The 22,415-nt window shown below is 73.8% G+C and carries 22 protein-coding genes; 17 read left to right on the plus strand and 5 right to left on the minus strand.

Annotated elements, in window-relative coordinates; translation table 11 throughout:
- Window positions 1–94: 94 nt before the first annotated feature.
- From ACWCYY_RS17715 to ACWCYY_RS17750, 8 genes are all read left to right on the plus strand, one after another.
- Complete coding sequence (locus ACWCYY_RS17715) at window positions 95–1,273, plus strand: glycosyltransferase (protein WP_345290777.1); 1,179 nt, start codon at window positions 95–97, stop codon at window positions 1,271–1,273.
- 333 nt (window positions 1,274–1,606) lie between these two features.
- Window positions 1,607–3,097: a sugar transferase gene (locus ACWCYY_RS17720; protein ID WP_345290776.1), complete on the plus strand. Its 1,491-nt coding sequence runs from the start codon at window positions 1,607–1,609 to the stop codon at window positions 3,095–3,097.
- Between the two features lie 49 nt (window positions 3,098–3,146).
- On the plus strand, window positions 3,147–4,469 hold the full coding sequence (locus ACWCYY_RS17725) for an O-antigen ligase family protein (protein ID WP_380149073.1): 1,323 nt from the start codon (window positions 3,147–3,149) through the stop codon (window positions 4,467–4,469).
- Complete coding sequence (locus tag ACWCYY_RS17730) at window positions 4,466–6,145, plus strand: lipid II flippase MurJ (RefSeq protein ID WP_345290774.1); 1,680 nt, start codon at window positions 4,466–4,468, stop codon at window positions 6,143–6,145. Before ACWCYY_RS17725 ends, ACWCYY_RS17730 begins: the two co-directional genes overlap by 4 nt.
- Window positions 6,135–6,950 (plus strand): polysaccharide deacetylase family protein, encoded by an 816-nt coding sequence (locus ACWCYY_RS17735; protein WP_345290773.1) that lies wholly within the window; start codon window positions 6,135–6,137, stop codon window positions 6,948–6,950. The genes ACWCYY_RS17730 and ACWCYY_RS17735 overlap by 11 nt, the downstream gene beginning before the upstream one ends.
- A complete protein-coding gene (locus ACWCYY_RS17740) occupies window positions 6,947–8,137 on the plus strand; it encodes a glycosyltransferase (protein WP_345290772.1) in 1,191 nt (396 codons plus the stop codon). The genes ACWCYY_RS17735 and ACWCYY_RS17740 overlap by 4 nt, the downstream gene beginning before the upstream one ends.
- Window positions 8,138–8,239: 102 nt before the next feature.
- The gene (locus tag ACWCYY_RS17745; protein WP_449796540.1) at window positions 8,240–8,953 is read left to right on the plus strand and encodes a lipopolysaccharide biosynthesis protein; all 714 of its coding nucleotides are present in this window, start codon (window positions 8,240–8,242) and stop codon (window positions 8,951–8,953) included.
- Window positions 8,950–10,113 carry a GNAT family N-acetyltransferase gene (locus ACWCYY_RS17750; RefSeq protein ID WP_449796541.1) on the plus strand — a complete coding sequence of 388 codons (1,164 nt, stop codon included), beginning with the start codon at window positions 8,950–8,952 and terminating at the stop codon, window positions 10,111–10,113. Before ACWCYY_RS17745 ends, ACWCYY_RS17750 begins: the two co-directional genes overlap by 4 nt.
- Here ACWCYY_RS17750 and ACWCYY_RS17755 read toward each other — a convergent pair.
- Entirely contained in the window at window positions 10,090–11,163 is a 1,074-nt protein-coding gene (locus tag ACWCYY_RS17755; RefSeq protein WP_345290769.1) for a glycoside hydrolase family 26 protein, read from the minus strand. The genes ACWCYY_RS17750 and ACWCYY_RS17755 overlap by 24 nt on opposite strands.
- A 130-nt stretch (window positions 11,164–11,293) precedes the next feature.
- Window positions 11,294–12,181, minus strand: a complete 888-nt coding sequence (gene ypfJ / locus ACWCYY_RS17760; protein ID WP_345290768.1) for a KPN_02809 family neutral zinc metallopeptidase — start codon at window positions 12,179–12,181, stop codon at window positions 11,294–11,296.
- A 187-nt stretch (window positions 12,182–12,368) separates the two neighbouring features.
- Between ypfJ and ACWCYY_RS17765 the strand changes: the two genes are divergently transcribed.
- The 9 genes from ACWCYY_RS17765 to ACWCYY_RS17805 all read left to right on the plus strand — a co-directional run bounded on the left by ACWCYY_RS17765 (window position 12,369) and on the right by ACWCYY_RS17805 (window position 19,316).
- Window positions 12,369–13,277: a PQQ-binding-like beta-propeller repeat protein gene (locus ACWCYY_RS17765; RefSeq protein ID WP_345290767.1), complete on the plus strand. Its 909-nt coding sequence runs from the start codon at window positions 12,369–12,371 to the stop codon at window positions 13,275–13,277.
- 312 nt (window positions 13,278–13,589) lie between these two features.
- Window positions 13,590–15,188, plus strand: a complete 1,599-nt coding sequence (locus ACWCYY_RS17770; RefSeq protein ID WP_345290766.1) for an ABC-F family ATP-binding cassette domain-containing protein — start codon at window positions 13,590–13,592, stop codon at window positions 15,186–15,188.
- 357 nt (window positions 15,189–15,545) lie between these two features.
- On the plus strand, window positions 15,546–15,779 hold the full coding sequence (locus tag ACWCYY_RS17775; RefSeq protein ID WP_396298946.1) for a helix-turn-helix domain-containing protein: 234 nt from the start codon (window positions 15,546–15,548) through the stop codon (window positions 15,777–15,779).
- A 260-nt stretch (window positions 15,780–16,039) separates the two neighbouring features.
- A complete protein-coding gene (locus tag ACWCYY_RS17780) occupies window positions 16,040–16,846 on the plus strand; it encodes an enoyl-CoA hydratase/isomerase family protein (protein ID WP_345290764.1) in 807 nt (268 codons plus the stop codon).
- A 309-nt stretch (window positions 16,847–17,155) separates the two neighbouring features.
- Complete coding sequence (locus tag ACWCYY_RS17785) at window positions 17,156–17,632, plus strand: Asp23/Gls24 family envelope stress response protein (RefSeq protein WP_345290763.1); 477 nt, start codon at window positions 17,156–17,158, stop codon at window positions 17,630–17,632.
- A gap of 23 nt (window positions 17,633–17,655) precedes the next feature.
- A complete protein-coding gene (locus ACWCYY_RS17790) occupies window positions 17,656–17,847 on the plus strand; it encodes a hypothetical protein (RefSeq protein WP_345290762.1) in 192 nt (63 codons plus the stop codon).
- Window positions 17,844–18,161 carry a hypothetical protein gene (locus ACWCYY_RS17795; RefSeq protein ID WP_345290761.1) on the plus strand — a complete coding sequence of 106 codons (318 nt, stop codon included), beginning with the start codon at window positions 17,844–17,846 and terminating at the stop codon, window positions 18,159–18,161. Before ACWCYY_RS17790 ends, ACWCYY_RS17795 begins: the two co-directional genes overlap by 4 nt.
- The gene (locus tag ACWCYY_RS17800; protein WP_449796542.1) at window positions 18,151–18,696 is read left to right on the plus strand and encodes a DUF6286 domain-containing protein; all 546 of its coding nucleotides are present in this window, start codon (window positions 18,151–18,153) and stop codon (window positions 18,694–18,696) included. Before ACWCYY_RS17795 ends, ACWCYY_RS17800 begins: the two co-directional genes overlap by 11 nt.
- Window positions 18,693–19,316 (plus strand): alkaline shock response membrane anchor protein AmaP, encoded by a 624-nt coding sequence (locus tag ACWCYY_RS17805; protein ID WP_449796543.1) that lies wholly within the window; start codon window positions 18,693–18,695, stop codon window positions 19,314–19,316. The genes ACWCYY_RS17800 and ACWCYY_RS17805 overlap by 4 nt, the downstream gene beginning before the upstream one ends.
- A gap of 136 nt (window positions 19,317–19,452) precedes the next feature.
- Here ACWCYY_RS17805 and ACWCYY_RS17810 read toward each other — a convergent pair whose 3' ends face one another.
- The 3 genes from ACWCYY_RS17810 to ACWCYY_RS17820 form a co-directional block, all read right to left on the minus strand.
- A complete protein-coding gene (locus tag ACWCYY_RS17810; protein ID WP_449796544.1) occupies window positions 19,453–20,214 on the minus strand; it encodes an SDR family oxidoreductase in 762 nt (253 codons plus the stop codon).
- Window positions 20,215–20,241: 27 nt separating this feature from the next.
- The gene (locus tag ACWCYY_RS17815) at window positions 20,242–21,054 is read right to left on the minus strand and encodes an SURF1 family cytochrome oxidase biogenesis protein (RefSeq protein ID WP_449796545.1); all 813 of its coding nucleotides are present in this window, start codon (window positions 21,052–21,054) and stop codon (window positions 20,242–20,244) included.
- A gap of 206 nt (window positions 21,055–21,260) precedes the next feature.
- The gene (locus ACWCYY_RS17820; protein WP_345290756.1) at window positions 21,261–22,250 is read right to left on the minus strand and encodes a DEDDh family exonuclease; all 990 of its coding nucleotides are present in this window, start codon (window positions 22,248–22,250) and stop codon (window positions 21,261–21,263) included.
- Window positions 22,251–22,415: the final 165 nt, after the last annotated feature.

The raw sequence follows: 22,415 nt of genomic DNA on the forward strand, positions 1-22,415 counted from the left end.
CCCGCCGTTCCCCGTACGGGTGGTCGTTGTCACCGGTACGGGTGATGGTGCCCCGGACCGGTGCGGCGGCGAACCTAGGCTCGCCGCCGTGCCGATGACTATCCTTCACGTCTCCCAGCCCGTCGACGGCGGCGTAGCCCGCGTCGTGGTCGACCTGGTCCGAGGTCAACGCGAGGCCGGCTGCCGGGTGTTGGTGGCCTGCCCGCCCGAGGGCAGGCTGGCCGCCGAGGCGGCGGCCGCCGGGGCGCTGGTGCTGGACTGGGAGGCCGGGCGCTCGCCCGGGCCGGGCACCGCGGGGGAGGCCTGGCGGCTGCGCCGGATCGTCCGCGGCACCAACCCCGACGTGCTGCACCTGCACAGCTCCAAGGCCGGTCTGGCCGGACGGCTGGCGGTGCGCGGCTCGGTGCCCACCGTCTTCCAGCCGCATGCCTGGTCCTTCGCCGCCGTCACGGGCGCGGTGGCCGCGGCCACCCTGCGCTGGGAGCGGCTGGCCGCCCGCCGGTGGTCGCACGCGGTGCTCTGCGTCAGCGGGCAGGAGCGGGCCGACGGCGAGGCCGCCGGTCTGACGGCCCGTTGGCAGGTGGTGCCGAACGGCGTGGACCTGCGCCACCACGCCCCCGCGGACTCCGCCGCGCGCCGGGCCGCCCGGATGTCGCTCGGCCTCGACCCGGCCGCGCCGCTGGCGGTCTGCGTCGGGCGGCTCTGCCGCCAGAAGGGCCAGGACGTGCTGCTGGCCGCCTGGCCCGCCGTCGTCTCCGCGCTGCCGCAGGCCAGGCTGGCCCTGGTCGGTGGCGGCCCGGAGGCCAACGCGCTGGCCGCAGCCGTCCGCGAGCTGCCCGAGCCCTCCTCCGTCCGGCTGGCCGGGGACGTCGCCGACCCACGGCCCTGGCTGGCCGCCGCCGATCTGGTGGTGCTGCCCTCGCGCTGGGAGGGGATGGCGTTGGCCCCGCTGGAGGCGATGGCCACCGCCCGCCCGGTGCTGCTGACGGACGTGCCCGGGGCCCGCGAGAGCCTGCCGCCGGAACTCCTCGCGCACGGGCTGGTGGAGCCGGAGGACCCGGCCGCGCTCGCCCGACTGGTCGTGCGTGCGCTGAGCGATCCGATCGAATGCGAACGCCTCGGTCTGATCGCCCGGGAACGAATGTCCGATCATCACGATGTCCGAGGGGTCGTCCGGCAGGTGGGGGACCTCTATCGAACCCTCCTCCGGGAGGAGGTCCCCGCGCCGAGGCTCGCCGAGGAGTCCGACACCCGTGTCCCCGGGCGGTTCTGATCGTTTCTCAGACCGTGAATGCTCGCCGCGAGGGCGCTGCCGTGTTCGCATCTCGACCAGGCGGCCGAGGATTCAAAATCCGAAAGTCTTATTAATGGGCGGGTGGAATGAAATGGCAAGTCAGCTTCCTGGAACCAAGCCAGCGTTCGGTATTGTCTGATTTTGCCTGCTTCGCTGTCATTTCTGAGCGCCGTACTCGGAAATACCCGAATAGCCGCCCGTGGCAGCAGGCGCTACCTGGACCGCATCCGTCGGCCGGGATTACCTCGTCGGTCCGACTCGGGTCCGGGTGTCCCGTCAAGACGGGTACACAGCAGGGGAGTTCGTGCGCTGATGACCATTGACCACGAGAGTGTGCCTCGGCCGGGCCGCCCGGTGCCGCCCCCCTCCCGCCGGGTCGCCACCGAGCTCCTGGAGCGGCGACCGCCACGACGACCGGCCACCTCCCGGCCCGCCCCGCCGATCAGTCGGCGGTACCGCCGCCGGGCCCCGTTCCGGATCGTCCGCCCGGCCGCCCTGGTCACCGTGGACTGCCTGGCCCTGGCCGCCGCCATCGCCCTCACCGACCCGCTGCACGCGGCCGCCGCCGTGCTGCCCTTCCTGCTGGCGCTCAACCTGGCCGGCGGCCTCTACCGCAACCGGCTCACCCTCTCCGCGCTGGACGAGTTCCCCGCGCTCGCCGCCCGGGCCACCGTCGCCACCGCCTTCGCCGTCACCCTGGCCGCCTGCCTGGAGGGTTGGCCCGACAGCCCCGCCTCCCCGCTGCGGCTGCTCGCCCTGCTGGCCGTCTTCCTGCCCGTCGCCGCCACCGGCCGGGCCCTGGTCTACCGGCTGCTGCGCCGCGGCCGCCGCCGCCGGCCCAGCCCCACCCTGGTGCTCGGCGCCGGCCAGCACGGCCAGAAGGTCGCCGCCGCCCTCGCCGAGCACCCCTCCTACGGCCTCAGCCCGCTCGGCTTCCTGGACTCCGAGCCGGTGCTGCTGGCCGAGGACGCCAAGCTGCCGGTGCTCGGCAGCCGGGAGGAGATCGGCCGGGTGATCCGCCGTCACCGCATCCGGCACGTGATCGCCACCGACAGCACCACCGACGACCCCGAGACCGCCGCCAGCCTGCGCAAGGCCGCCCAACTCGGCTGCGAGGTCTGGCTGGTGCCCTCCCTCCGGGAGTACGGCGCGGTCCGCAGCAAGGACCAGGACCACCTCTGGGGCTTCCCCTGCCTCCAGGTCGGCCGCCCGGCCATGCAGCGCCCCGGCTGGCTCGCCAAGCGCATGCTCGACGTCGCCGCGGCCGGGTTCGGCCTGCTGCTGGTCTCCCCGCTGCTCGGCGCGGTCGCCCTCGCCGTCCGGCTGGACACCGGCCCCGGCGTGCTCTTCCGCCAGCAGCGCACCGGGCTGGACGGCCGGGTCTTCACCGTCCTCAAGTTCCGTACCCTGCGCCCGGCCAACGAGCACGAGTCGGCCACCCACTGGAACATCTCCCAGGACCACCGGATGAGCCCGGTCGGCCACTTCCTGCGCAAGAGCTCGCTGGACGAGCTGCCGCAGCTGTGGAACGTGCTGCGCGGCGACATGAGCCTGGTCGGCCCGCGCCCCGAACGCCCGTACTTCGTCATGCGGTTCGGCCAGGCCTACCCCGAGTACGCCGACCGCCACCGCGTCCCGGTCGGTCTCACCGGCCTCGCCCAGGTCAACGGCCTGCGCGGCGACACCTCCATCGAGGACCGGGCCCGCTTCGACAACCGGTACATCGAGAGCTGGAGCCTCTGGCTCGACGTCAAGCTGCTCTTCCGTACCGCCGCCCTCATGCTGCATCCGGACGGGAGCTGACGACCAGGTGGCCCTGACCCTTCCTCACCACCGGGTGTTACCCGCCCGGTTGACGGCCCGCACCCACCGGCTCCAGCGGCCCAGCCTGCTGGCCGCGGCCACCGTGCTGCTGGTCTGCGTGCCCACCGGCGAGAAGGACGTCACCGCCGCCGTCCACGTCACCGCCGCCGACCTCGCCTCGCTGGCCCTGGTCGCGGTGACCGGCCTCGCCCTCCTGCGGGGCCGGCTCCCGGCGCTGAACCGCACCGTCTGCGTGCTCTTCGGCGCGGTGGTAGTGGCCGCCGGGGTCGCCACCGTGCACTCCATCGACCCCTCCACCAGCGTCACCGGCTTCGTCCGCCTGGTCCAGGTCTTCGTCCTGGTGCCGGCCGCCGTGCTCTGCTCCCTGCGGGACCGGACCGACCAGCAACTGGTGCTCGGCTCCCTGGTGCTGGCCGCCCTGGTGCAGGGCGTGGTCGGCGCCAAGCAGTTCCTCACCGGCACCGGCGCCTCCTACACCGGGCAGCCGATCCGGGCCATCGGCACCTTCGGTGCGCTCGACGTCATGGCGATGTCGACCGTGGTCAGCTTCGGCCTGATCGCCGCGCTCGCGCTCGCCCTCGGCGAGCGGGGGCCCGGCGGGCGGCGCGGCCTGCGGCTCTCGCTGTACGCCTCCGCCGCGTTCCTGCTCTTCCCGCTCGCGGTCTCCTTCAGCCGCGGCAGCTGGATCGCCACCGCCGTCGCCGTCGCCGTCCTGCTGCTGCGGGCCGACGCCCGGCTCGCCCTGCGCGGCGCGGTCATCGCCCTCGCGCTCGGCGTCGTCGCGATCGGCGGCCTCGGCCTCGGTGGCGCGGGCGTCACCGACCGGCTCACCAGCATCGGCTCGGTCTCCTCCGCCCCCGACCAGTCCGTGACCGACCGCTACGACCTCTGGGGCACCGCCGTCCGCATCTGGCAGGACCACCCCACCACCGGAGCCGGCCCCAAGGCCTTCCAGCAACTCCGCGACAGCCACGCCCCGATCCGCCTCTCCTCCGGCAGCGACGCCGCCGACTCCCAGATGGGCTTCACCCGCGAGCCCCTCCTCTCCCCCCACAACATGTACTTCCTCGTCCTCAGCGAACAGGGCCTGATCGGCGCCCTCGCCTACCTGGCCCTCTTCCTGACCCTCCTCCTCAACTGCCTCCGCAACGCCGGCCCGGACGCCTCCGGCGGGAGCGGCGCCGCGTCGGCCGTTCCCCGCGGCGTGCGGCTGGCGGCGCTCGGACTGCTGGCGTGGGTGGTCGTCGACTTCCTGTACGCGGACATCGGGGGAACCACCACCGTGCTGACCTCGGTGATCCTCGGCCTGGCGATCCGGGCGGCGTTCCCCGGGGAGGCGGCGCAGCGGTGAGCACCGATCAGCAACTGGCCGTCGCCGAGGTCCCCGCGCCGCGGACGGAGAGCACGCCGCCCCGCCGCGACTTCCTCGCCCGGGCCTTCGGGGTCACCGCACTGCTCACCGCCGCCGGCTCCGCCTTCGGCCTGCTCCGCGACCTCCTGCTGGCCCGCTACTTCGGCGCCAACCAGGGCACCGACGCCTTCCTGGTCGCCTGGACCGTCCCCGAGACCGCCGCGCCGCTGCTGATCGAGGACGCGATGGCCTTCCTGATGGTCCCGGCGTTCAGCCTGGCCCTGGTGCTGCGCGAGGAGCGTCCCCACGGCCCGGACCCGGTCCGCCAGTTGGTCCGCGCCACGCTGCCCTGGCTGCTGCTCTCGCTCTGCAGCCTCTCGGCCGCCGTCGCCGTAGGCGCCCCGCACCTGGTCGGCTTCCTGGCCCCCGGCCTGGCCGACCCGGCGCTCGCCGTCAGCTGCACCCGGATCACCGCCCTGACCATCCTCCCGTTCGGTGTGGCCGGCTACCTCGGCTCCGCCCTCCGGGCGCACCACAGCTTCACCGCCCCGGCCGGCATCTACGTCGCCTACAACCTCGCCATCCTCGGCATCCTGCTCACCGGCCACACAGTCTGGGGCGTCAAGTCCGCCGCGATCGGCGTGGCGACCGGCAGCGTGCTGATGGCGGCGGTGCTGGTCGGCCCGTTCCTGAAGAAGCTCCGCGGGGCCAAGCGCCGCAAGTCCCGCCGGGGGACGGCCGGGCTGGTGCTGATCCCGCTGGCGATGCTGCCGGTGGCGGGCTTCACCCTCACCCGGCAGTCCCAGGTGTTCATCGAGCGGCACCTCGGTTCGGGCCTGCCCCCGGGCACCATCTCGCACCTGAACTACGCCGCCAAGATCTCCCAACTCGCCATGACGGCGGCCATCCTGATCTGCACCGTGACCTTCCCGGTGGTGGCCCGCGCGCTGGCCGCCGGTGACCTGGGGGCGGCCCGGGACCGGGTGGAGAAGGACATCGGCCAGGCCACGGCGCTGGTCCTGATGGGCACCGCGTTCATGATGGCCTGCGCCCCGTCGGTGGTGGCGCTGCTGTTCGAGCGCGGAGCCTTCACCGCCCACGACACCGCCGCCACCGCCGCGGTGATCCGGGTCTACAGCTTCGGCCTGCCGGCCCAGGCCCTGATCGGGGTGATGGTCCGTCCGTACTTCTCGGTCCGCCCGGTGGTCCGCCGGGCCGACGAGGACCCGGCCAGCTTCCGGGTCACCCGGCTGGACTGGTACCCGGTCGGTGCGATGGCGCTCGGCCTGGTGGTCACGGTGGCGGTCGGCCTGGCCGCCACCCCCCGGTACGGAGGCCTCGGCCTGGCGGCCGGGAACGCGGCCGGGATCACCACCACCGCGGCGCTGCTGATGCGCGGTCTGCTGCTGCGCGGGATCGCGCTGCGGGTGCCGAAGGTGATCAGCGGTCAGGCCCGGTTGCTGGCGGCCGCCTTGGGCGCCGCCGTCCTCGGCTGGCTGATCGACGGTCTGGTCCGGGACCCGCTGCTGGCCACCCTGCTGGGCGGTCTGACCGTCCTCACCGTCTTCGCCGCCCTCGCCGCCGCCCTCGGCGCCCCCGAGGTGCGCGCCCCCCTCCTGGCCGCCACCAAGGCCCTCCAACCTTCGCCCGCAGAAGGGAAGCCCCATGGACGTTGACTCAGCCCAGCACCTGCGCCTGCCGGCGCAGGCCCGCTCCGGCAGGCCGAAACCCCCGGCCGGCCTGGGCCGGACCGCACCGTGGATCCTGATGTACCACTCGGTGGCCGACGAGGAGGAGGACCCGTACCTCCTCACCGTCAGCCCCAGCCGGTTCGCCGCCCAGATGGAGTGGCTGCACCGCACCAACCGACGCGGCGTCAGCGTCCGCGAACTGCTCAGGGCCCGCGCGGCGGGCCGGGCCGACCGGCTGGTCGGCCTGACCTTCGACGACGGCTACGCCGACTTCGCCCGGCACGCCGTCCCGGTGCTGCACCAGTACGGCTTCACCGCCACCGCCTACGTGGTGCCCGACCTGCTCGGCACCGAGAACGGCTGGGACATCGAGGGCCCGCGCAAGCAGCTGCTCACCGTCGACCAGGTGACCGATCTCGCCCGGGCCGGATGGGAGATCGGCTCCCACGGCCTCGGCCACCGCGCCCTGCCCGGCCTCTCCGCCGAGGCGCTGGCCGTCCAGACCAGGGAGAGCCGGCGGGCCGTCGAGGAGCTGATCGGCGGCCCCGTCACCGGCTTCTGCTACCCGTACGGCGCGGTGGACCTGGCGGCCACCCTGGCGGTCCGGGACGCCGGCTACGACTACGCCTGCGCCATCGCGCACGGCGGGCTCACCGGCCGCTTCGCCCTGCCCCGGAGCTACGTCGGCGACCGGGACGGCGCATGGCGGCTGCGGGCCAAGCGCGGCCGCCACCGGTTCCGCGACGTGGTCACCGGCCTGCGCCGCAGCCCCCGGAGGTCGGTCCGGTGAGGGTCCTGCACGTGATCACCGGCCTGGCCTCCGGCGGGGCCGAGCGCCAGCTCGAACTGATGGTCCGCCACCTCCCGCCGCGGTACGAGTGCGAGGTGGCCACCCTGACCAACCCCGGCAGCGTGGCCGAGGCCCTGCGCGCCGACGGCGTCACCGTGCACGACCTGCGGATGCGCGGCAACCGCGACCTCGGCGTGCTGCCCCGCCTCACCGGCCTGATCCGGCACGGCCGGTACGACCTGGTGCACACCCACCTGTACCGGGCCATGCTCTACGGCCGCCTCGCCGCCCGGCTGGCCGGGGTCCGCCCCGTGCTGGCCACCGAGCACTCGCTGCACGCCACCGTGATCGAGGGCCGCCCCGTCACCCGGGGCGTCAAGTCCCTCTACCTGGCCGCCGAGCGGCTCGGCACCACCACCGTCGCGGTCTCCCGGCAGGTCGCCGCCACCCTCGCCGACTGGGGGGTCCCCGAGCACCGGGTGGCGCTGCTGCCCAACGGCATCGACGCCGCCCGCTACGCCCTGCCCACCGCCTCCCGCCTCGCCCTGCGGCAGAACCTCCGGGCCGAGCTCGGCCTGCCGCAGACCGCCTGGGTGATCGGCGCGGTCGGGCGGCTGGTGCCCGGCAAGCGGTTCGACCTGCTGGTCACCGTGCTCGCCGAGCTCACCCGGCTGGCCTCCGAGTACCCCGCGCTGCGGGAGCCCTGGCTGCTCCTGGTCGGCGCCGGCCCCGAGCGGGACGCCCTGCTGCGGCAGGCCGCCGATCTCGGCGTCCGGCACCGGATCGTGCTCACCGGCGAACGCGGCGACGTGCCCGAACTCCTCACGACCGTCGACGCGTTGGCCGCCCCCTCGGCCGAGGAGACCTTCGGCCTCACCGTCCTCGAGGGCCTGGCCGCCGGGCTCCCCGTCCGCCACAGCGCCTGCCCCGCCCTCGACGACCTCCCGCCGACCGCCGCCCCCGAGGCGGCCCGCCTCCCGCAGACCGCCGCCGCGTACACCACGGCCCTGTGCGAGCTCTGGTCCCGCCGCAGCGCCCCCCTCCCGATCCCGGACGCGGTCCGCCACTACGACATCGCCTCGATCGCGGAGCGGCTGGGGACGGTCTACGACCAAGTGACGCGCGCCCAGGGGCGCGAGGAACTGCGCGATTCGGAAGGCGGACCAGCGTTCAGCCGGGCTCGGTGAGCCAGATGCACGCGCTGCCCTGACGCCGCGCGCCCACGCGGCGGAGCCGCACATGTCACAGCCTCGCGCCCCCGGGGTGACCACCCTCGAAGGAGTAACCACATGTCCGTTCTGAGCCGAGCCCGCCGTTGGTGGCCGATCGCCGTCGCGGTGCCGCTGGGCGCCGTCGCGGGGGCCGGCTACGCCGTGGTCTCGCACCCGAGCTACGCCGCCAACTCCTACGTCGTGGTGGTGCCGCAGGGGCCGGGGGAGAGTGCCACGGCCGTCAACTTCGCGCAGGCGTACGGCCGGCTGGCCGGCCAGCCGCAGGTGCTGGTGGGGGCGGTCGCGGAGACCGGCCGCTCCGTCACCGAGCTGGAGCAGCAGGTCCGCGGCACCACCTCGCCCGACGCCCCGGTGATCGAGATCACCGGCACGGGCCGCCGCGCGGCCGACGCCGCCCGGGCCGCCGACGCGGTCGCCAAGTCGCTGATCGCCTTCGCCAACACCAGCAGCAAGGAGACCGGCGTCCGGCTGGTGCCGCTGGCCACCGCCGCCGAGCCGGACCGCCCGGCCACCCCCTCCGCCGCGCTGGACACCGCGGTCGGCACGGCCGGCGGCCTGCTGCTCGGCGCCCTGGTGATGATGACCCGTCGCCCCCGCCCCGCCACCGAGGAGCCGGCCCCGGCCCCGACCCCGGCCCCGGCCGAACCGGTCACCCCCGAGGACTCCGAGCGCACCGTCGCCCTCTCCCTCGACGTGCCCAAGCGCCGGGCCGAGGACGGCGAGAAGAAGGCCGCCGACAAGGAGCCGCAGCAGGCGGGGAGCCGGCGATGACCACCGAGATCTCCGGCATCAGCCTCCCCAGCCAGACCGGATCGGGCGCCCCCCGGTGGAGTGCCGAGATCCGCCGCGAGGACGACGCCCTCGAGCAACTGGCCGACGAGTGGGACGGGTTGGCCGCCCGCTGTGCCACCGCGACCCCGTTCCAGGCCGCCTGCTGGCTGGCCTCCTGGTGGCGCCAGTACGGCACCCCGGGGGGCCTGGTCCTGATCCTGGTCCGCCGGGACGAGCGGCTGGTCGGGGCGGCGGCGCTGCAACGCCGGGGCCCGTTCGGGGGGTTGACCAACCTCGGGGCGGGGCTGGTGGACTTCACCGACGTCCTGCTGGACGACTCCTGCGCCGACCGGGCCGCCGCCGAACTGGCCGCCGCCCTCCCGCTGCACCGCCCGTGGCACTCCCTGGAGCTGCGCGAGGTGCACCCGGAGGCCGCCGTCCAGCAGGTGTACCGGCACTGGCGCGGCCGCGGGCACCGCTTCGAGGACTCGCTCTGCCAGTACCTGCCGGCGGTGCCGATGGACGAGCTGCTCAAGCGGCTCCCCGGCAAGACCGCACAGCGCAGCCGGGTGAAGCTGCGCAAGAACGCCGAGGTCGGCGTCCAGGTGCTCACCACCGCCGCCGAGGAGGTCCCGGAGGTGGTGCGGGAGCTGCTGCGGCTGCACTTCGAGCAGTGGCAGGAGCGCGGGATCACCCCCGAGCACCGCACCGAGCGCTTCGCCGCCCACCTCACCGACTCGACCCGGGGGCTGGTGGCCTCGGGCCGGGCCGCGCTCCACCGCTTCGTGCTGGACGGGGAGTTGGTGGCGGTCAACCTGGTGCTGCTCTGCCCGTCCTTCGGCGGCCTCTACATGTACGGGGCCACCCCGGTGCTGCGCGAGCGGGTGGACATCGCCGGGCTGCTGTTCGGGGCCGCGCTGGACGAGGTGCGGGCGGCGGACATCCCGGTGCTCAGCCTGCTGCGCGGCCAGGAGCCGTACAAGCAGCGGTGGCGCCCGGACCAGCGCACCAACCAGCGGCTGGTGCTGGGGCCGGGGAGGCTGGCGCCCTGGGCGGCGGCCCGGGCCGTCCGGGTCCGGGTCCGGCTGGCGCTGGTGCACCAGCTGCGGACCCGGATGCCGGGGCTGAAGCGGGCGCTACTGGCCCGGATGCGCGGCTGACGGGGCGGTGGCGCCCTTGGAGCCGGTCATCAGGTCGCGGTAGACGCGGCTGGAGCGCGGGTTCCGGTCGCACTGCCAGAAGCCGTGCGGGCAGTAGTCGGTGACGGTCTGGTAGGCGGTGTCGTGGGTGCGGATCCAGTCCACCATCCGCCGGACGAACTCGGGGTTGTCGCCGTTGCGGAACAGCCCCCACTCCGGGTACGAGACCGGCTTGCCGCGCTTGGCGGCGAACTCCACCTGGTCCTGCAGGCCGTAGGGCTCGGAGACGTACTCGTCGAAGGTGGCGCCGGCCGGCTGGTCGTAGCTGTCCATGCCGATGATGTCGACCACGTCGTCGCCGGGGTAGCACCTGGTCCAGGGGATCGCGTCCAGCCCCCGGGTCGGGTTGAAGTCGAACTGGAAGTGCTGCCCCGGCACCGAGCGCATCACCGTCACGATCCGCCGCCAGTACGCCTTCCAGGCGGTCGGGTCGGGCTTGCAGCGGCTGGTGTAGGTGATGCCGTTCATCTCCCAGCCCAGGGTGATGACGGTGTCGTGGCCGCCGAGCGCGACCAGCTTGCGGGCCAGCTTGAGGAAGTGCTGGTCGAACTCGCCCTTGTTGGCCCGGGCCAGCAGCCGGGCCACCTCGGGGTCGGGGGTGTTGTTCTCGTTCGGCACCAGCATCGGCACGCCGAGCACCAACTTGCGCTGCGGGTCGGCCAGTTTCCACTGCGACCAGAGGCCGAGCACCACCGTCTCGCCCTCGACGTCGTTCCAGCCGTTCCCGGCCAGGTAGGTGTGGCCGACCTGCATGTTGGCGCCCTTGAGCCAGGTGGCCATCCGGGCGATGTTGGGGATGTAGTTGTCCCAGGAGCCGACGAAGGCGCCGAACGGCGGCTCGTGCCTGGCCCGCTGGACGTTCGGACGGGGCGCCGCGCCGCGCGGCTCGATGGCGTCCGAGGAGAGCCACGCGTGCCGCTCGGTCTGGCTCAGCGGGGTGCCGGCGGGGACGCTCGCGGTGGTCACCAGCAGCAGCGCGGCGGCGGCCAGCGTGAGGCGGCCGATTCGCATGGGTCTTCTCCTCGGGGGACGTGCCGACGGGCCCGGGCAGGCCCGCACGCACGACGGTAATCCCACAGACCGTCAGAAAAGCCTCATGTCACTCGATAGTGGTAGGTCGCGGGCGGTCCGTCCGGACGGATCAGCCGAAGGTGTTGCACTTGGCCATGTCCCCGGTCCGGAACCCGGTGGTGAACCACTGCTGGCGCTGGGCCGAGGAGCCGTGGGTCCAGGTCTCCGGATTGACCCGGCCGCGGGCCTGCTGCTGGATCCGGTCGTCCCCGACGGCGGCCGCCGCGTCCAGCCCGGCCGCGATGTCGGCCTCGGTGAGCGAGGTGATCAGGGGGCGCCCGGTGGTGGCCAGCGGCGTGCGGGTCGCGTTGTACGCCCACACTCCGGCGTAGCAGTCCGCCTGCAGCTCCAGCTTCACCGAGCCGCTGTCCGCGCCCTGCCGGTCGTTGCCGACCTTCTTCATCTGCCCGGTCAGGTTCTGGATGTGGTGCCCGTACTCGTGCGCCACCACGTAGGCCTCGGCGAACGGGCCGCCCTTGGCGCCGAAGCGCGTGCTCAGCTCGTTGAAGAAGCCGAGGTCGAAGTAGGCCTTGCGGTCGCCCGGGCAGTAGAACGGGCCGACCGCGGAGCTCGCCGCCCCGCAGGCGGTGTTCACCTGGTTGGTGAAGAGCACGGTCTGGGCGGGGGAGTAGGCCCCGGCCCGCCGGGTGAACTCCTGGCGCCAGAAGTCCTGCACGCTGTTCACCACGGCGACGATCCGGCAGTCCTGCCGCCGGTTGGCGTCCGCGCCGGTCTTGCAGGTGTCGTCCACCTGGCTGGCCGTGGTGGCCCCGCCGGAGGTGCCCGTCGAGCCGTCGGTGAGCCCGACGCTGCCCGGATCGATCCCCAGCAGCAGGGCCAGCACCAGCCCGATCAGGCCGACCGCCCCGCCGCCCACCGCGATCTTCCCGCCGCCCGACATCCCGCGCCGGTCCTGGACCTGAGAGGTGTCCAGATCCGCCTGGTCGTCAAACTGCATCGAGTACCACCTCTGTAACAGTCCGTCGGGTGACCGCAGTCGCACCCTAGCCCCGGGTGAGGGCGCCCGCCCGCCGAGAGTCCCAGGTCCGGAGGGTGCCGGGCGGACCTCGGAGAACCCGTCAGTCTTCCGGGTGGACGGCCGAGCCTGGCTGACGGACCCGGCCCGGCCCGGGTACGCTCCGCCCGTGTCCTGGAAGCTGCCTGCCCCCGTCCGACGATCCGTGCTGCCCGCCGTCGCCGTCCTCGTGGTGCTCGGCGCGGGCGCCGCGGCACACGCCAACAAGCCCGTCCCGTTCGGCGACGTCCTGGTCAAGCCGGGCGCCGTGGACGCCAGCCCCGTGGGCGCCCAGCCCCGCGACTCCGGTGCCCTGGAGCTCAAGGTCGGTCCCGGCCTGGAGGCCTACGACCGGCTGACCGCCGAGCACCTCTGGTCCTACCGCCGCGAGGGCGCGACCGCCCTGCACCTGTCGATGGTCGGCGAGAACGCCGTGGTGGTCTGGGACGACGGCATGGTCACCTCCGTCCGGCCCAGCGACCACGAGGTCCGCTGGCACCGGGCCGTCCCCGGCCTGGACGAGTGGCTGGCCGGCAGTGACCTCAAGGAGACCGGCAGCCGCACCGAGGCCGAGAAGCTGGCCACCGCCGTCCGCCGCGCCGCCGCCGCGCTCCAGCCGGTGAACGACCCGGACGGCGGCTGGGTCGCCGTGGTGACGCCGGCACTGACCATGGGCTTCCGCGACAGTGACGGCGACCTGCGGTTCAACTCCCGTCCGCTGTCCGGCTGTTCGTACGACCCGCTGCGGGCCGTGCACACCGACTACGCGGTCCTGGTACCGCGCTCCTGCACCGGCAGCACCAGCGCGGGCGGCCAGCTGCCCGGCGGCGTGACCGGCTTCAAGCTCAACGGCCGGGGCTTCCAGCTCGGCGTCGGCCCCAACGTGCAGCTGCGCCGCCTGGACGAGCAGCGCGTCTCGCTGGAGGACGGCCCGGTCCTCGGCACCCGCGTCTACGACACCCGCCTCACCACCCCCGAATCCGCCTGCACCACCGACTTCGCCGCCCTCCACCCCCGCCCGGGCTGCCCCACCGGCTGACCCCGGTGGCCCCGAAGGGGCCATGGGGGCGCGAGGAACTGCGCGAATCGGAAGGCGGACCAGGGCCAGATCGGGGCAGGCGAGCCAGTTGCACGCCCTGCCGTTCCCCCGCGCGCAGTTCCCCGCGCCCCTGCGGTGCGCAACCACTCACGCCGGCTGCACCTCGGCTCCGGAGGTTTAATCCTTCCGGGGTTCCTCCGGGCTGCCGGTAGACTGGCCCGCATGGCTGTTCCCTCCCGGCATTAGCGCGCGCAGCGCCCGCCAGATGCCCGCCGTCCGCTGCCCCCGCCAGTCCCAGGAGTACCCACAGCCATGATTGCTGCCAACGCGCTCGAACTGCGTGCCGGTGCCCGCGTCCTCATCGAGTCCGCCTCCTTCCGGATCGCCCCCGGCGACCGGATCGGCCTGGTCGGCCGCAACGGCGCCGGCAAGACCACCCTCACCAAGGTCCTGGCCGGCGAGGGTCTGCCCGCCGCCGGCACCGTGACCAGCTCGGGCCAGGTCGGCTACCTGCCGCAGGACCCGCGCACCGGTGACCTGGACGTCCTCGCCCGCGACCGCATCCTCTCCGCCCGTGGCCTCGACACCGTGCTCAAGAAGATGCGCGAGAACGAGGAGCGGATGGCCAACGGCAAGGGCGCCACCCGCGACAACGCGATGAAGAAGTACGCCCGCCTGGAGACCGAGTTCCTCACCAAGGGCGGCTACGCCGCCGAGGCAGAGGCCGCCACCATCGCCGCCGCGCTCGGCCTGCCGGACCGCATCCTCGGCCAGGAGCTGCACACCCTCTCCGGTGGTCAGCGCCGCCGCGTCGAGCTGGCCCGGATCCTCTTCTCGGACTCCGACATCCTGCTGCTCGACGAGCCGACCAACCACCTCGACGCCGACTCGATCGTCTGGCTGCGCGACTTCCTGAAGACCTACAAGGGCGGCTTCATCGTCATCTCGCACGACGTCGACCTGGTCGAGACGGTCGTCAACAAGGTCTTCTACCTGGACGCCAACCGCGCCGCCATCGACATCTACAACATGGGCTGGAAGCAGTACCAGCAGCAGCGCGAGGACGACGAGAAGCGCCGCAAGCGCGAGCGGGCCAACGCCGAGAAGAAGGCCGCCACCCTCAACGCCCAGGCCGACAAGATGCGCGCCAAGGCGACCAAGACGGTGGCCGCGCAGAACATGGCCCGCCGCGCCGAGAAGCTGCTCTCCGGCCTGGAGCAGGCCCGGGTCTCCGACAAGGTCGCCAAGCTGCGCTTCCCGGACCCGGCCCCGTGCGGCAAGACCCCGCTGACCGCCAGCGGCCTCTCCAAGTCCTACGGTTCGCTGGAGATCTTCACCGACGTCGGCCTGGCCATCGACCGCGGCTCGCGCGTGGTCATCCTCGGCTTCAACGGCGCGGGCAAGACCACCCTGCTGCGGATGCTCGCGGGCGTCGAGCAGCCGGACACCGGCGAGGTGATCCCGGGCCACGGCCTGAAGATCGGCTACTACGCGCAGGAGCACGAGACCCTCGACCCCGAGCGGACCGTGCTGGAGAACATGCGCTCCTCCGCCCCCGACACCGACCTGGTGCAGATCCGGAAGATCCTCGGCTCCTTCCTGTTCTCCGGCGACGACGTCGACAAGCCGGCCGGGGTGCTCTCCGGTGGCGAGAAGACCCGTCTGGCGCTGGCCTCCCTGGTGGTCTCCTCCGCCAACGTGCTGCTGCTCGACGAGCCCACCAACAACCTCGACCCGGCCAGCCGCGAGGAGATCCTCGGCGCGCTGCGCACCTTCACCGGTGCGGTGGTCCTGGTGACCCACGACGAGGGCGCGGTCGAGGCGCTCCAGCCGGAGCGGATCATCCTGCTCCCGGACGGCGTCGAAGACCTGTGGAGCGCCGACTACGCGGACCTGGTCTCGCTGGCCTGAGTGCCCGGGTGAGGGGCCGAGTAGACGCCTCCTCACTAATCCGACGTAGAAAAGCCGGTCTCTGACGGAATCCGGGAATGGGAGACTCCCGGATTCCGTTTGAGGAGTTCCACTCGTGTCCGGGCGGTGTTCATCCCCCCGCCCGCCCGTGCTGATCAGCTCTTTCTCTCTTCACCCCATCCCCTCGTGTGCCGTCCGAGGGGGCGCGAGCACTCTTGGTGAGCGCCCTTGTGCGCTGCGATCACGACCGGCAGACTGCGCTTTCCCGGTATCGACCTTGTCGAATGGGTGGCCAGGAGCCTGGCTATGGGTGATCATGGGAATCTGACCGAGCAGCACAGTTACGAGGAGGCACGGGTGGCCGAGACTCTGAAAAAGGGCAGCCGGGTGACTGGTGCCGCGCGTGAGAAGCTCGCGGCCGATCTCAAGAAGCAGTACGACTCCGGAGCGAGCATTCGCGCGCTCGCGGAATCCACCGGCCGTTCCTACGGCTTCGTGCACCGCATGCTCAGCGAGTCCGGGGTCAATCTCCGGGGCCGTGGCGGTGCCACCCGAGGCAAGGGCAAGACCGCTGCTGCTTCCGGTTCCTGACGGACCGTCGGGCCAGTGGTCCGGCAAGGCAGCGCCAGTTGACCCGAGCGCCGGCACGTCCGTAGGACCACGCGGCTGATCGCCGCACACGCGCACGCATCACCACTCAGCTCCCAGCTCCAGACGAATCGGCGGCCGGAATCCCGGACCGCCGATCGTCGTTCCCGGCACCGCGGGCGGCCCCGAACGGGCACTGTCCGGCGGTGCCGGTTTTTGTTACTCTCCGGTAGCCAGTCACCCCGCTGCCGGAGGTACCGCTCATGACCAGCCCCGCCGTCGACCTCGACCCGCAACTCCTGGAGCAGGCCGGGATCCGGCTCGAAGTCGAGGGCGACACCGCCGTGGTGACGCTCTGCCGCCCGGACCGCCGCAACGCCCAGTCGCCCGCCATGTGGCGTGCGCTCACCGCCATCGGCCGCAGCCTGCCCGGCACCGTCCGGGTGGTGCTGCTGCGGGGTGAGGGCCCCTCCTTCTCCGCCGGGCTCGACCGGGCCATGTTCACTCCCGAGGGCATCCCAGGGGAGCGGAACTTCCTCCAGCTCGCCGCCGCGGACGACAAGGACCTCGACGAGACCATCGCCTCCTACCAGGACGCCTTCACCTGGTGGCGCCGCCCCGACCTGATCTCGATCGCCGCCGTCCAGGGCCACGCGGTCGGGGCCGGCTTCCAGCTGGCGCTCGGCTGCGACATCCGGGTGGTCGCGGACGACGTCCGGTTCTGCATGAAGGAGACCTCCCTCGGGCTGGTCCCCGACCTGGCCGGCACCAAGCCGCTCACCGAACTCGTCGGCTACGCCCGGGCCCTGGAGATCTGCGCGACCGGCCGGCAGGTCGGTGCGGAGGAGGCCGTGGCCACCGGGCTGGCCAACCTCGCCGTCCCCGCCGCCGAGCTCGACGCCGCGGCGCGCGACCTCGCGGCCGCGCTGCTCGCCGCCCCGCGCAGCGCCGTCATCGAGACCAAGGCCCTCCTCCAGGGCGCCGCCACCCGCACCTACGACGAGCAGCGCACCGCCGAACGCGCCGCCCAGGCCCGCCGCCTCCGCGACCTCGCCGGCCTCGGCGACTGACGCCCCCTCACGAAGGGCCCGTTCCCACCCCGGGGGCGGGCCCTTTTTCGGTAGTGGTTACGCCCTCGGGGGCGCGGGGAACTGCGCGCGGGGGAACGGCAGTACGTGCAACTGGCTCGCATGCCCCGATCAAGCGCTGAGCCGCCTTCCGTACTCGCGCAGTTCCTCGCGCCCCTGAGGGGCGCCAACCGGGGCGCGAGCGGGGACCACTGGGCCGTACGGTCCTCAGAGCGGGCGCGACCCGTGGCGGAATGTCAGAGTTGGGCTGGTTTGCGATATAGCTGGACCCGTACCGCGAGGAGCCCACTGATGCCCGAGAGCCCGACGCCCGCCGCCCTGGCCAAGAACGACACCGCGAAGCCCGCGGCGGCGGAGGAGCGTGGCCGCACCGCCCTGGCCGTCGGCGTGGTCGAGAAGATCGCCGGCATGGCCGCCCGCGAGGTGACCGGGATCCATGCGCTGGGGTCCGGGTTTTCCCGGACCTTCGGGGCGATGCGGGACCGGGTGCCCGGCGGGAAGTCGAGCGTGGGCCGGGGGATCAAGGCGGAGGTGGGGGAGAAGCAGACCGCGATCGACATCGCCCTGGTGGTGGAGTACGGCGTGGTGATCCCCAAGCTGGCGGCCGAGGTCCGGGCCAACATCGTCGCGGCGGTGGAGAAGATGACCGGCCTGGAGGTGGTCGAGGTGAACATCGCCGTCAACGACGTCCACCTGCCCGACGAGCCGGACGAGGACGAGCAGGAGCAGGCCGAGGCCGAGAGCGGCCGTCGGGCCAGGGTGCAGTAGACCGGAGAGCGAAGGGGAACGGCGTGAATCTCGGCCTGATCGGGCTGGTGGTGGGGATGGCCCTGGGCTTCGCCGGGTACTTCGGCGGGTTCGCCGCCTTCCTGCTGGTGGCCGCGCTCGGTGCGGTCGGCTTCGTGGCCGGCCGTCTGATCGACGGTGACCTCGAACTGGGTGACCTGAGCGAGCTGCTGCGCGGCCGGGACCGGCGTCGTTGACCACCGCGGTTCCGGTGCCGGCGCCCCAGCGCGGCCAGCTGCGGATCGCCGACCGGGTGTTCACCCGGCTCGCCGCGCTGGCGGCGCGTCAGGCGCTGGCCGAGGACGACGGCACGGTGCAGCGTACCTCGGTGGTGGAGCAGCACGGTGAGGTGCGGCTGACGGTCGGGGTGGAGCTGCCCTTCCCGGCCGATCTGGCGGCGCTGGCCGAGCGGGTGCGGGCGGCCGTGCAGGAGCGGCTGTCGGAGCTGACCGGGCGGACCGTCGGCGAGGTGGTGGTCGTGGTGGAGCGGCTGGTGCCGCGTGGCCGGTGAGCTGACGGGGGACCGGCCCCCGGCCGCGGCGCGGCGGTTGCGTTCGGACCGGACCTTCTGGGCCGGGCTGGTGGTGGTCGCCGGGCTGGTGGTCGCCGGGGCGCTGCTGTACGACGCGGCGGCGGTGCGGGCCGGACGCACGGCGCGGCCGTGGCGCTCGGAGACCGCCGACGAGCTGGCGCGGCGTCACCTGGACGACCCGGTGGTGCTGATCGCGGCGGGGGCCGCCGTGCTGCTCGGGCTGGGCTGCCTGGTGCTGGCGCTGACGGCCGGTCAGCGGCGCTGGCTGCCGCTGACCCGGCCGGGCGCGGTGATCGACCGGGCCGGGGTCTCCGCGCTGGTCACCCGGTGGGCCCGGCGGATCGACGGGGTGGACTCCGTGAAGGTCCGCACCGGGCGCGGCCGGACCGTGGTGCGGATCGACGGCGCGGCCGAACCGGCAGCCGTGGAGCGGGAGTTGCGGGCCGAGCTGGCCCAGGTGCCGCTGGCCGGGGAGCACCGGCTGGACGTACGGACCCGACGGGGGAGCCGATGAGCCGGGCCACGGTCAACCGCGCGGTCCTGCTGCTGGCCGGTGCGGCCCTGCTGGCGGGCGGCGTGCTGGTGCTGGCCGGCGGGCTGGACCTCTACGGGCGGCTCGGGTGGACCCCGCCGTCCTGGTGGCCGCTGACCTCGCCGGACCAGCCGGTGTTCAGCGACGCCTCGCGGACCAGGTGGTCCGGTGAGGCCTGGTGGTGGCCGGTGGTCTTCGCGGTGCTCGGGCTCGCGGTGGCCGGCGGGCTGTGGTGGCTGTTCGCCCAGGCCCGCCGCAGCGGCCCCACGGCCGTCACCCTGCCCGTCGCGGCCCCCGGGCTCACCCTGCGGCTGCGGGCCAAGGCGTTGGCCGACGCGGTGGAGACCGAGACCATCGCCCTGCCCGAAGTCGCCCGGGTACGGGCCCGGTTGACCGGCACCCCGAAGCGGCTGCGGCTGTGCGCCGCCGTCCGGCTCACCCCGGACGCCGACCCGGCCGCGACCCTGGAGCACCTGCACGACGGACCGCTCGCCCACGCCCGCACCACGCTGGCCCGGGACCTCCCGGCCGAGCTGCGGCTGCGGGTGGTCCGCCCGCCCGCCCCGCCCAGGCGGGCCGGGACCAGACCCCGGGTGATCTGAGCACCCGCACGGGGCCCTCTGCCCGCACGCCGACGGGGGACGAGGCGGCTCGTCCTGCCCGTCGGCGGGTGGGAGACGGCCCGGGAGAGGGCCCGGGACGACGGCTGCCCCTGCGGCGGAGCGGCCGGTCGCGGGGTCAGAGGGCGCGCAGGGCGCCGCCGTCGACGGGGATCATCACGCCGGTCAGGTACGAGGCGGCGGGGGAGAGCGCGAAGGCGGCGACCTTGCCGAACTCCTCCGGGGTGCCGTAGCGGCCGAGCGGGATGGTGGCGGAGGCCCGGGCCCGGGCCGCCTCCGGGTCGCCGCTCAGGGCGTCCAGCTCGCGCAGGCGGTCGGTGGCGATCCGGCCGGGCAGCAGGCCCAGGACGCGGATGCCGCGCGGGCCGAGCTCGTCGGCCAGCGACTTGGCCGCCATCGCGAGGCCCGGCCGCAGGCCGTTGGAGATGCCGAGGCCGGGCACCGGCTGACGGACCGAGGTGGAGAGCACGAAGGCGATCACCCCGCCCTCGGTGAGCGAGGCGGCGGCGGTGCGGGCGATCCGCAGGGCGCCGAGCACCACGGACTCGAAGGCCGACTGCCACTGCGCCTCGGTGGTCTCCAGCACCGTCCCGGCCGCGGGGCCGCCGACGCTGACCAGGACGCCGTCGAGCCGCCCGAACTCGTTGACCGCCGCGTGGACCAGCTGGGCCGCCGCCCCGGGGTCCGCGTTGTCGGCCGCCACGCCGAGCACCCGGCCCGGCGCGCCCAGGGCGTTGGCCGCCGTCTCCACCGCCTCCTTGGTGCGGCCGCTGATCACCACCTGGGCGCCGTCGGCGAGCAGCTCGCGCGCCGTCGCGAAGCCGAGGCCGCGGGTCGCCCCGGTGACCACGTACACCTTGTCCTGAAGTCCGAGATCCATGGGGCACATCCTGCCGCAAACGGAGCGTCAGGGAGTGACCGGTTCCGGTGCGTTCACGTCCGCCGTCCCGGCGGCCTTCGCGGCGGTGGCCGCCCGCTCGCGGGCCTCGCGGCGGGCGAGCACCACCAGGCCGACCGGCAGCAGGCCGGCGAACAGCCACCACTGCACGGCGTACGCCATGTGCGGGCCGATCGAGGAGTGGTCGGGCTCGGCGAGCAGCAGCGGTGAGTCGCCCTGGGCGGGGGAGGACGCGGTGAGCTCGACGAAGCCGCCGAGCACGGGGGTGCCCAGGCGTTCGGCCTGCTCGGTGCTGCTGATCAGCTGGTACTGACGGTCCGGCAGCTTGCCGCGGGCCTTGAGGCTCTTGCTCTCGGCGGACTCGTCGGCGCGCAGCCGGCCGGTGACGCTCACCTGGCCGGCGGGCGGGGCCGGGACTGTGGGGTAGCTGGTGGCGTCCCCGGCCGAGTCCACCCAGCCGCGGTTGACCAGGACGGTGCCGGCGCCGTAGGCCAGCCGGAGGGGCGTGATCACGAAGTAGCCGATGCTGCTGCCGCCGGGCTCCGTGCGGTTGCGGATCACGAACTCGGCCGCCGGGTCGTACTGGCCGGTGGCGTTGACGGTCCGCCAGGTGAGGTCCTTCGGGACGGCCGCACCGGGGCGCGACAACGAGTCGAAGGGGACGGCGGGGGCGGTCAGGCTCTGCGCGATCAGCTCGTTCCGGGCGACCCGGGCCTCGTGGCGGTGGTACTGCCAGAAGCCCAGCCGGACCATGGTCGGGATCAGCAGCAGCACGAGGAGGGCGATGAGCGCCCAGCGCCGGGACAGCAGAAAACGGTACACATCGGCAAACTACGCGCACTCACACCGCGATCACACACCGGGGTCCGCAAGTGGGTCGGCAGGGCAGCGACCCAGGGGCGCGAGGAACTGCGCGAACCGGAAGGCGGCCCAGTGTGAGGTCGGGGTACGTCAGCCAGTTGCAGTTGCTGCCGTTCCCCTGCGCGCAGTTCCTCGCGCCCCCGGTCGCTCGACCACGTGCCCCGGTCCTACGCCTCGTGCGGAGCGACCTCGCGGAGGAGGTGGAGGAAGGCGTCCTCGCCGATGACCGGGGTGCCGTACTCGCGGGCCTTGCGGGCCTTGCCGCTCCAGCTGTCGGCCTCGTTGGTGACCAGGAGGCTGGTGAGCCGGCTGACGGAGGAGGCGATGTGGAGGCCGGCCTCGATGGCGCGGTCCTCCAGCAGCTCGCGGTCGGTGGCGGTGTCTCCGGTGATGGCGACCCGCATGCCCTGCATCAGGGGGCGGCCGTCGACCCAGCGCCCCGGGTTGGGGTAGGGGCAGGCGGGGCGCTTGCGGCCGGGGCGGTAGGAGGAGCCGTAGGAGCGCCCGGCGGAGGCCGGGGCGGGGGAGTCGTCGAAGTCGGTGACGGCGACGCAGGTGGTGAGCGGGAGCGGGATGGCGAACTGACGGGCCAGCAGCAGGCTGGGGCGGAAGGCCTCGGCCAGCACCCGGGCGTCGTCGAGCGCGTTGTGGGCCTGGCGCTGCTGGACGTCGAAGTGGGCGGCGAGGCTGGCCAGCTTGCCGTTGGGCAGCGGCAGGCCGAGGTCGCGGGAGAGCACCATGGTGCAGATCCGCTGCTCGACCGGGGCGCGCAGCCCGGCGCGGGAGAACTCGCGCGAGATCATGTTCCAGTCGAAGAGCGCGTTGTGGGCGACCATCACCCGCCCGGCCAGCCGCTCGGCGAACTCGGCGGCCACCTCGGGGAAGGTCGGGGCGTCGGCCAGGGCGGCGCTGGTGAGGCCGTGGATCCAGGTCGGCCCGGGGTCGCGCTGGGGGTTGACCAGGGTGTACCAGTGGTCGGTCACCTCGCCGTGCGCGTCCAGCTGGTAGACACCGGCGGAGATCACCCGGTCCTGCCGGCCGAGGCCGGTGGTCTCGACGTCGACCACGGCGAAGCCGGGGCCGTCCTCGGGGGTGCGCTGGGCCGGGAACGGCGCGGCCCAGGAGGGCTCGTCGTCCGGGGGCTGGATCGCGTACATGGAGAACCACTTTAAGGGCGCGCGCCCACACCGATGGCCGAACGGCCCGTTCAGCGGCGGTGGGGGCGCGGAAAGTGGCGAACCCGACATCGGGATCCATCAGGAATACCGTGGGGGAGGAAGAACGTCCTACCGGACGGCACCACCTGAACACCAGCACGAAGG

The organism is Kitasatospora sp. NPDC001664, assembly GCF_053596675.1.

Coding starts and splice junctions, on each gene's coding strand:
- ACWCYY_RS17770 (WP_345290766.1), top strand. CDS start 13,590: ATGATTGCTGCCAACGCGCTCGAACTGCGTGCCGGTGCCCGCGTCCTC.
- ACWCYY_RS17820 (WP_345290756.1), bottom strand. CDS start 22,250: ATGTACGCGATCCAGCCCCCGGACGACGAGCCCTCCTGGGCCGCGCCG.
- ACWCYY_RS17720 (WP_345290776.1), top strand. CDS start 1,607: ATGACCATTGACCACGAGAGTGTGCCTCGGCCGGGCCGCCCGGTGCCG.
- ACWCYY_RS17785 (WP_345290763.1), top strand. CDS start 17,156: ATGCCCGAGAGCCCGACGCCCGCCGCCCTGGCCAAGAACGACACCGCG.
- ACWCYY_RS17755 (WP_345290769.1), bottom strand. CDS start 11,163: ATGCGAATCGGCCGCCTCACGCTGGCCGCCGCCGCGCTGCTGCTGGTG.
- ACWCYY_RS17810 (WP_449796544.1), bottom strand. CDS start 20,214: ATGGATCTCGGACTTCAGGACAAGGTGTACGTGGTCACCGGGGCGACC.
- ACWCYY_RS17745 (WP_449796540.1), top strand. CDS start 8,240: ATGTCCGTTCTGAGCCGAGCCCGCCGTTGGTGGCCGATCGCCGTCGCG.
- ACWCYY_RS17715 (WP_345290777.1), top strand. CDS start 95: ATGACTATCCTTCACGTCTCCCAGCCCGTCGACGGCGGCGTAGCCCGC.
- ACWCYY_RS17735 (WP_345290773.1), top strand. CDS start 6,135: ATGGACGTTGACTCAGCCCAGCACCTGCGCCTGCCGGCGCAGGCCCGC.
- ACWCYY_RS17780 (WP_345290764.1), top strand. CDS start 16,040: ATGACCAGCCCCGCCGTCGACCTCGACCCGCAACTCCTGGAGCAGGCC.
- ypfJ (WP_345290768.1), bottom strand. CDS start 12,181: ATGCAGTTTGACGACCAGGCGGATCTGGACACCTCTCAGGTCCAGGAC.
- ACWCYY_RS17750 (WP_449796541.1), top strand. CDS start 8,950: ATGACCACCGAGATCTCCGGCATCAGCCTCCCCAGCCAGACCGGATCG.
- ACWCYY_RS17805 (WP_449796543.1), top strand. CDS start 18,693: ATGAGCCGGGCCACGGTCAACCGCGCGGTCCTGCTGCTGGCCGGTGCG.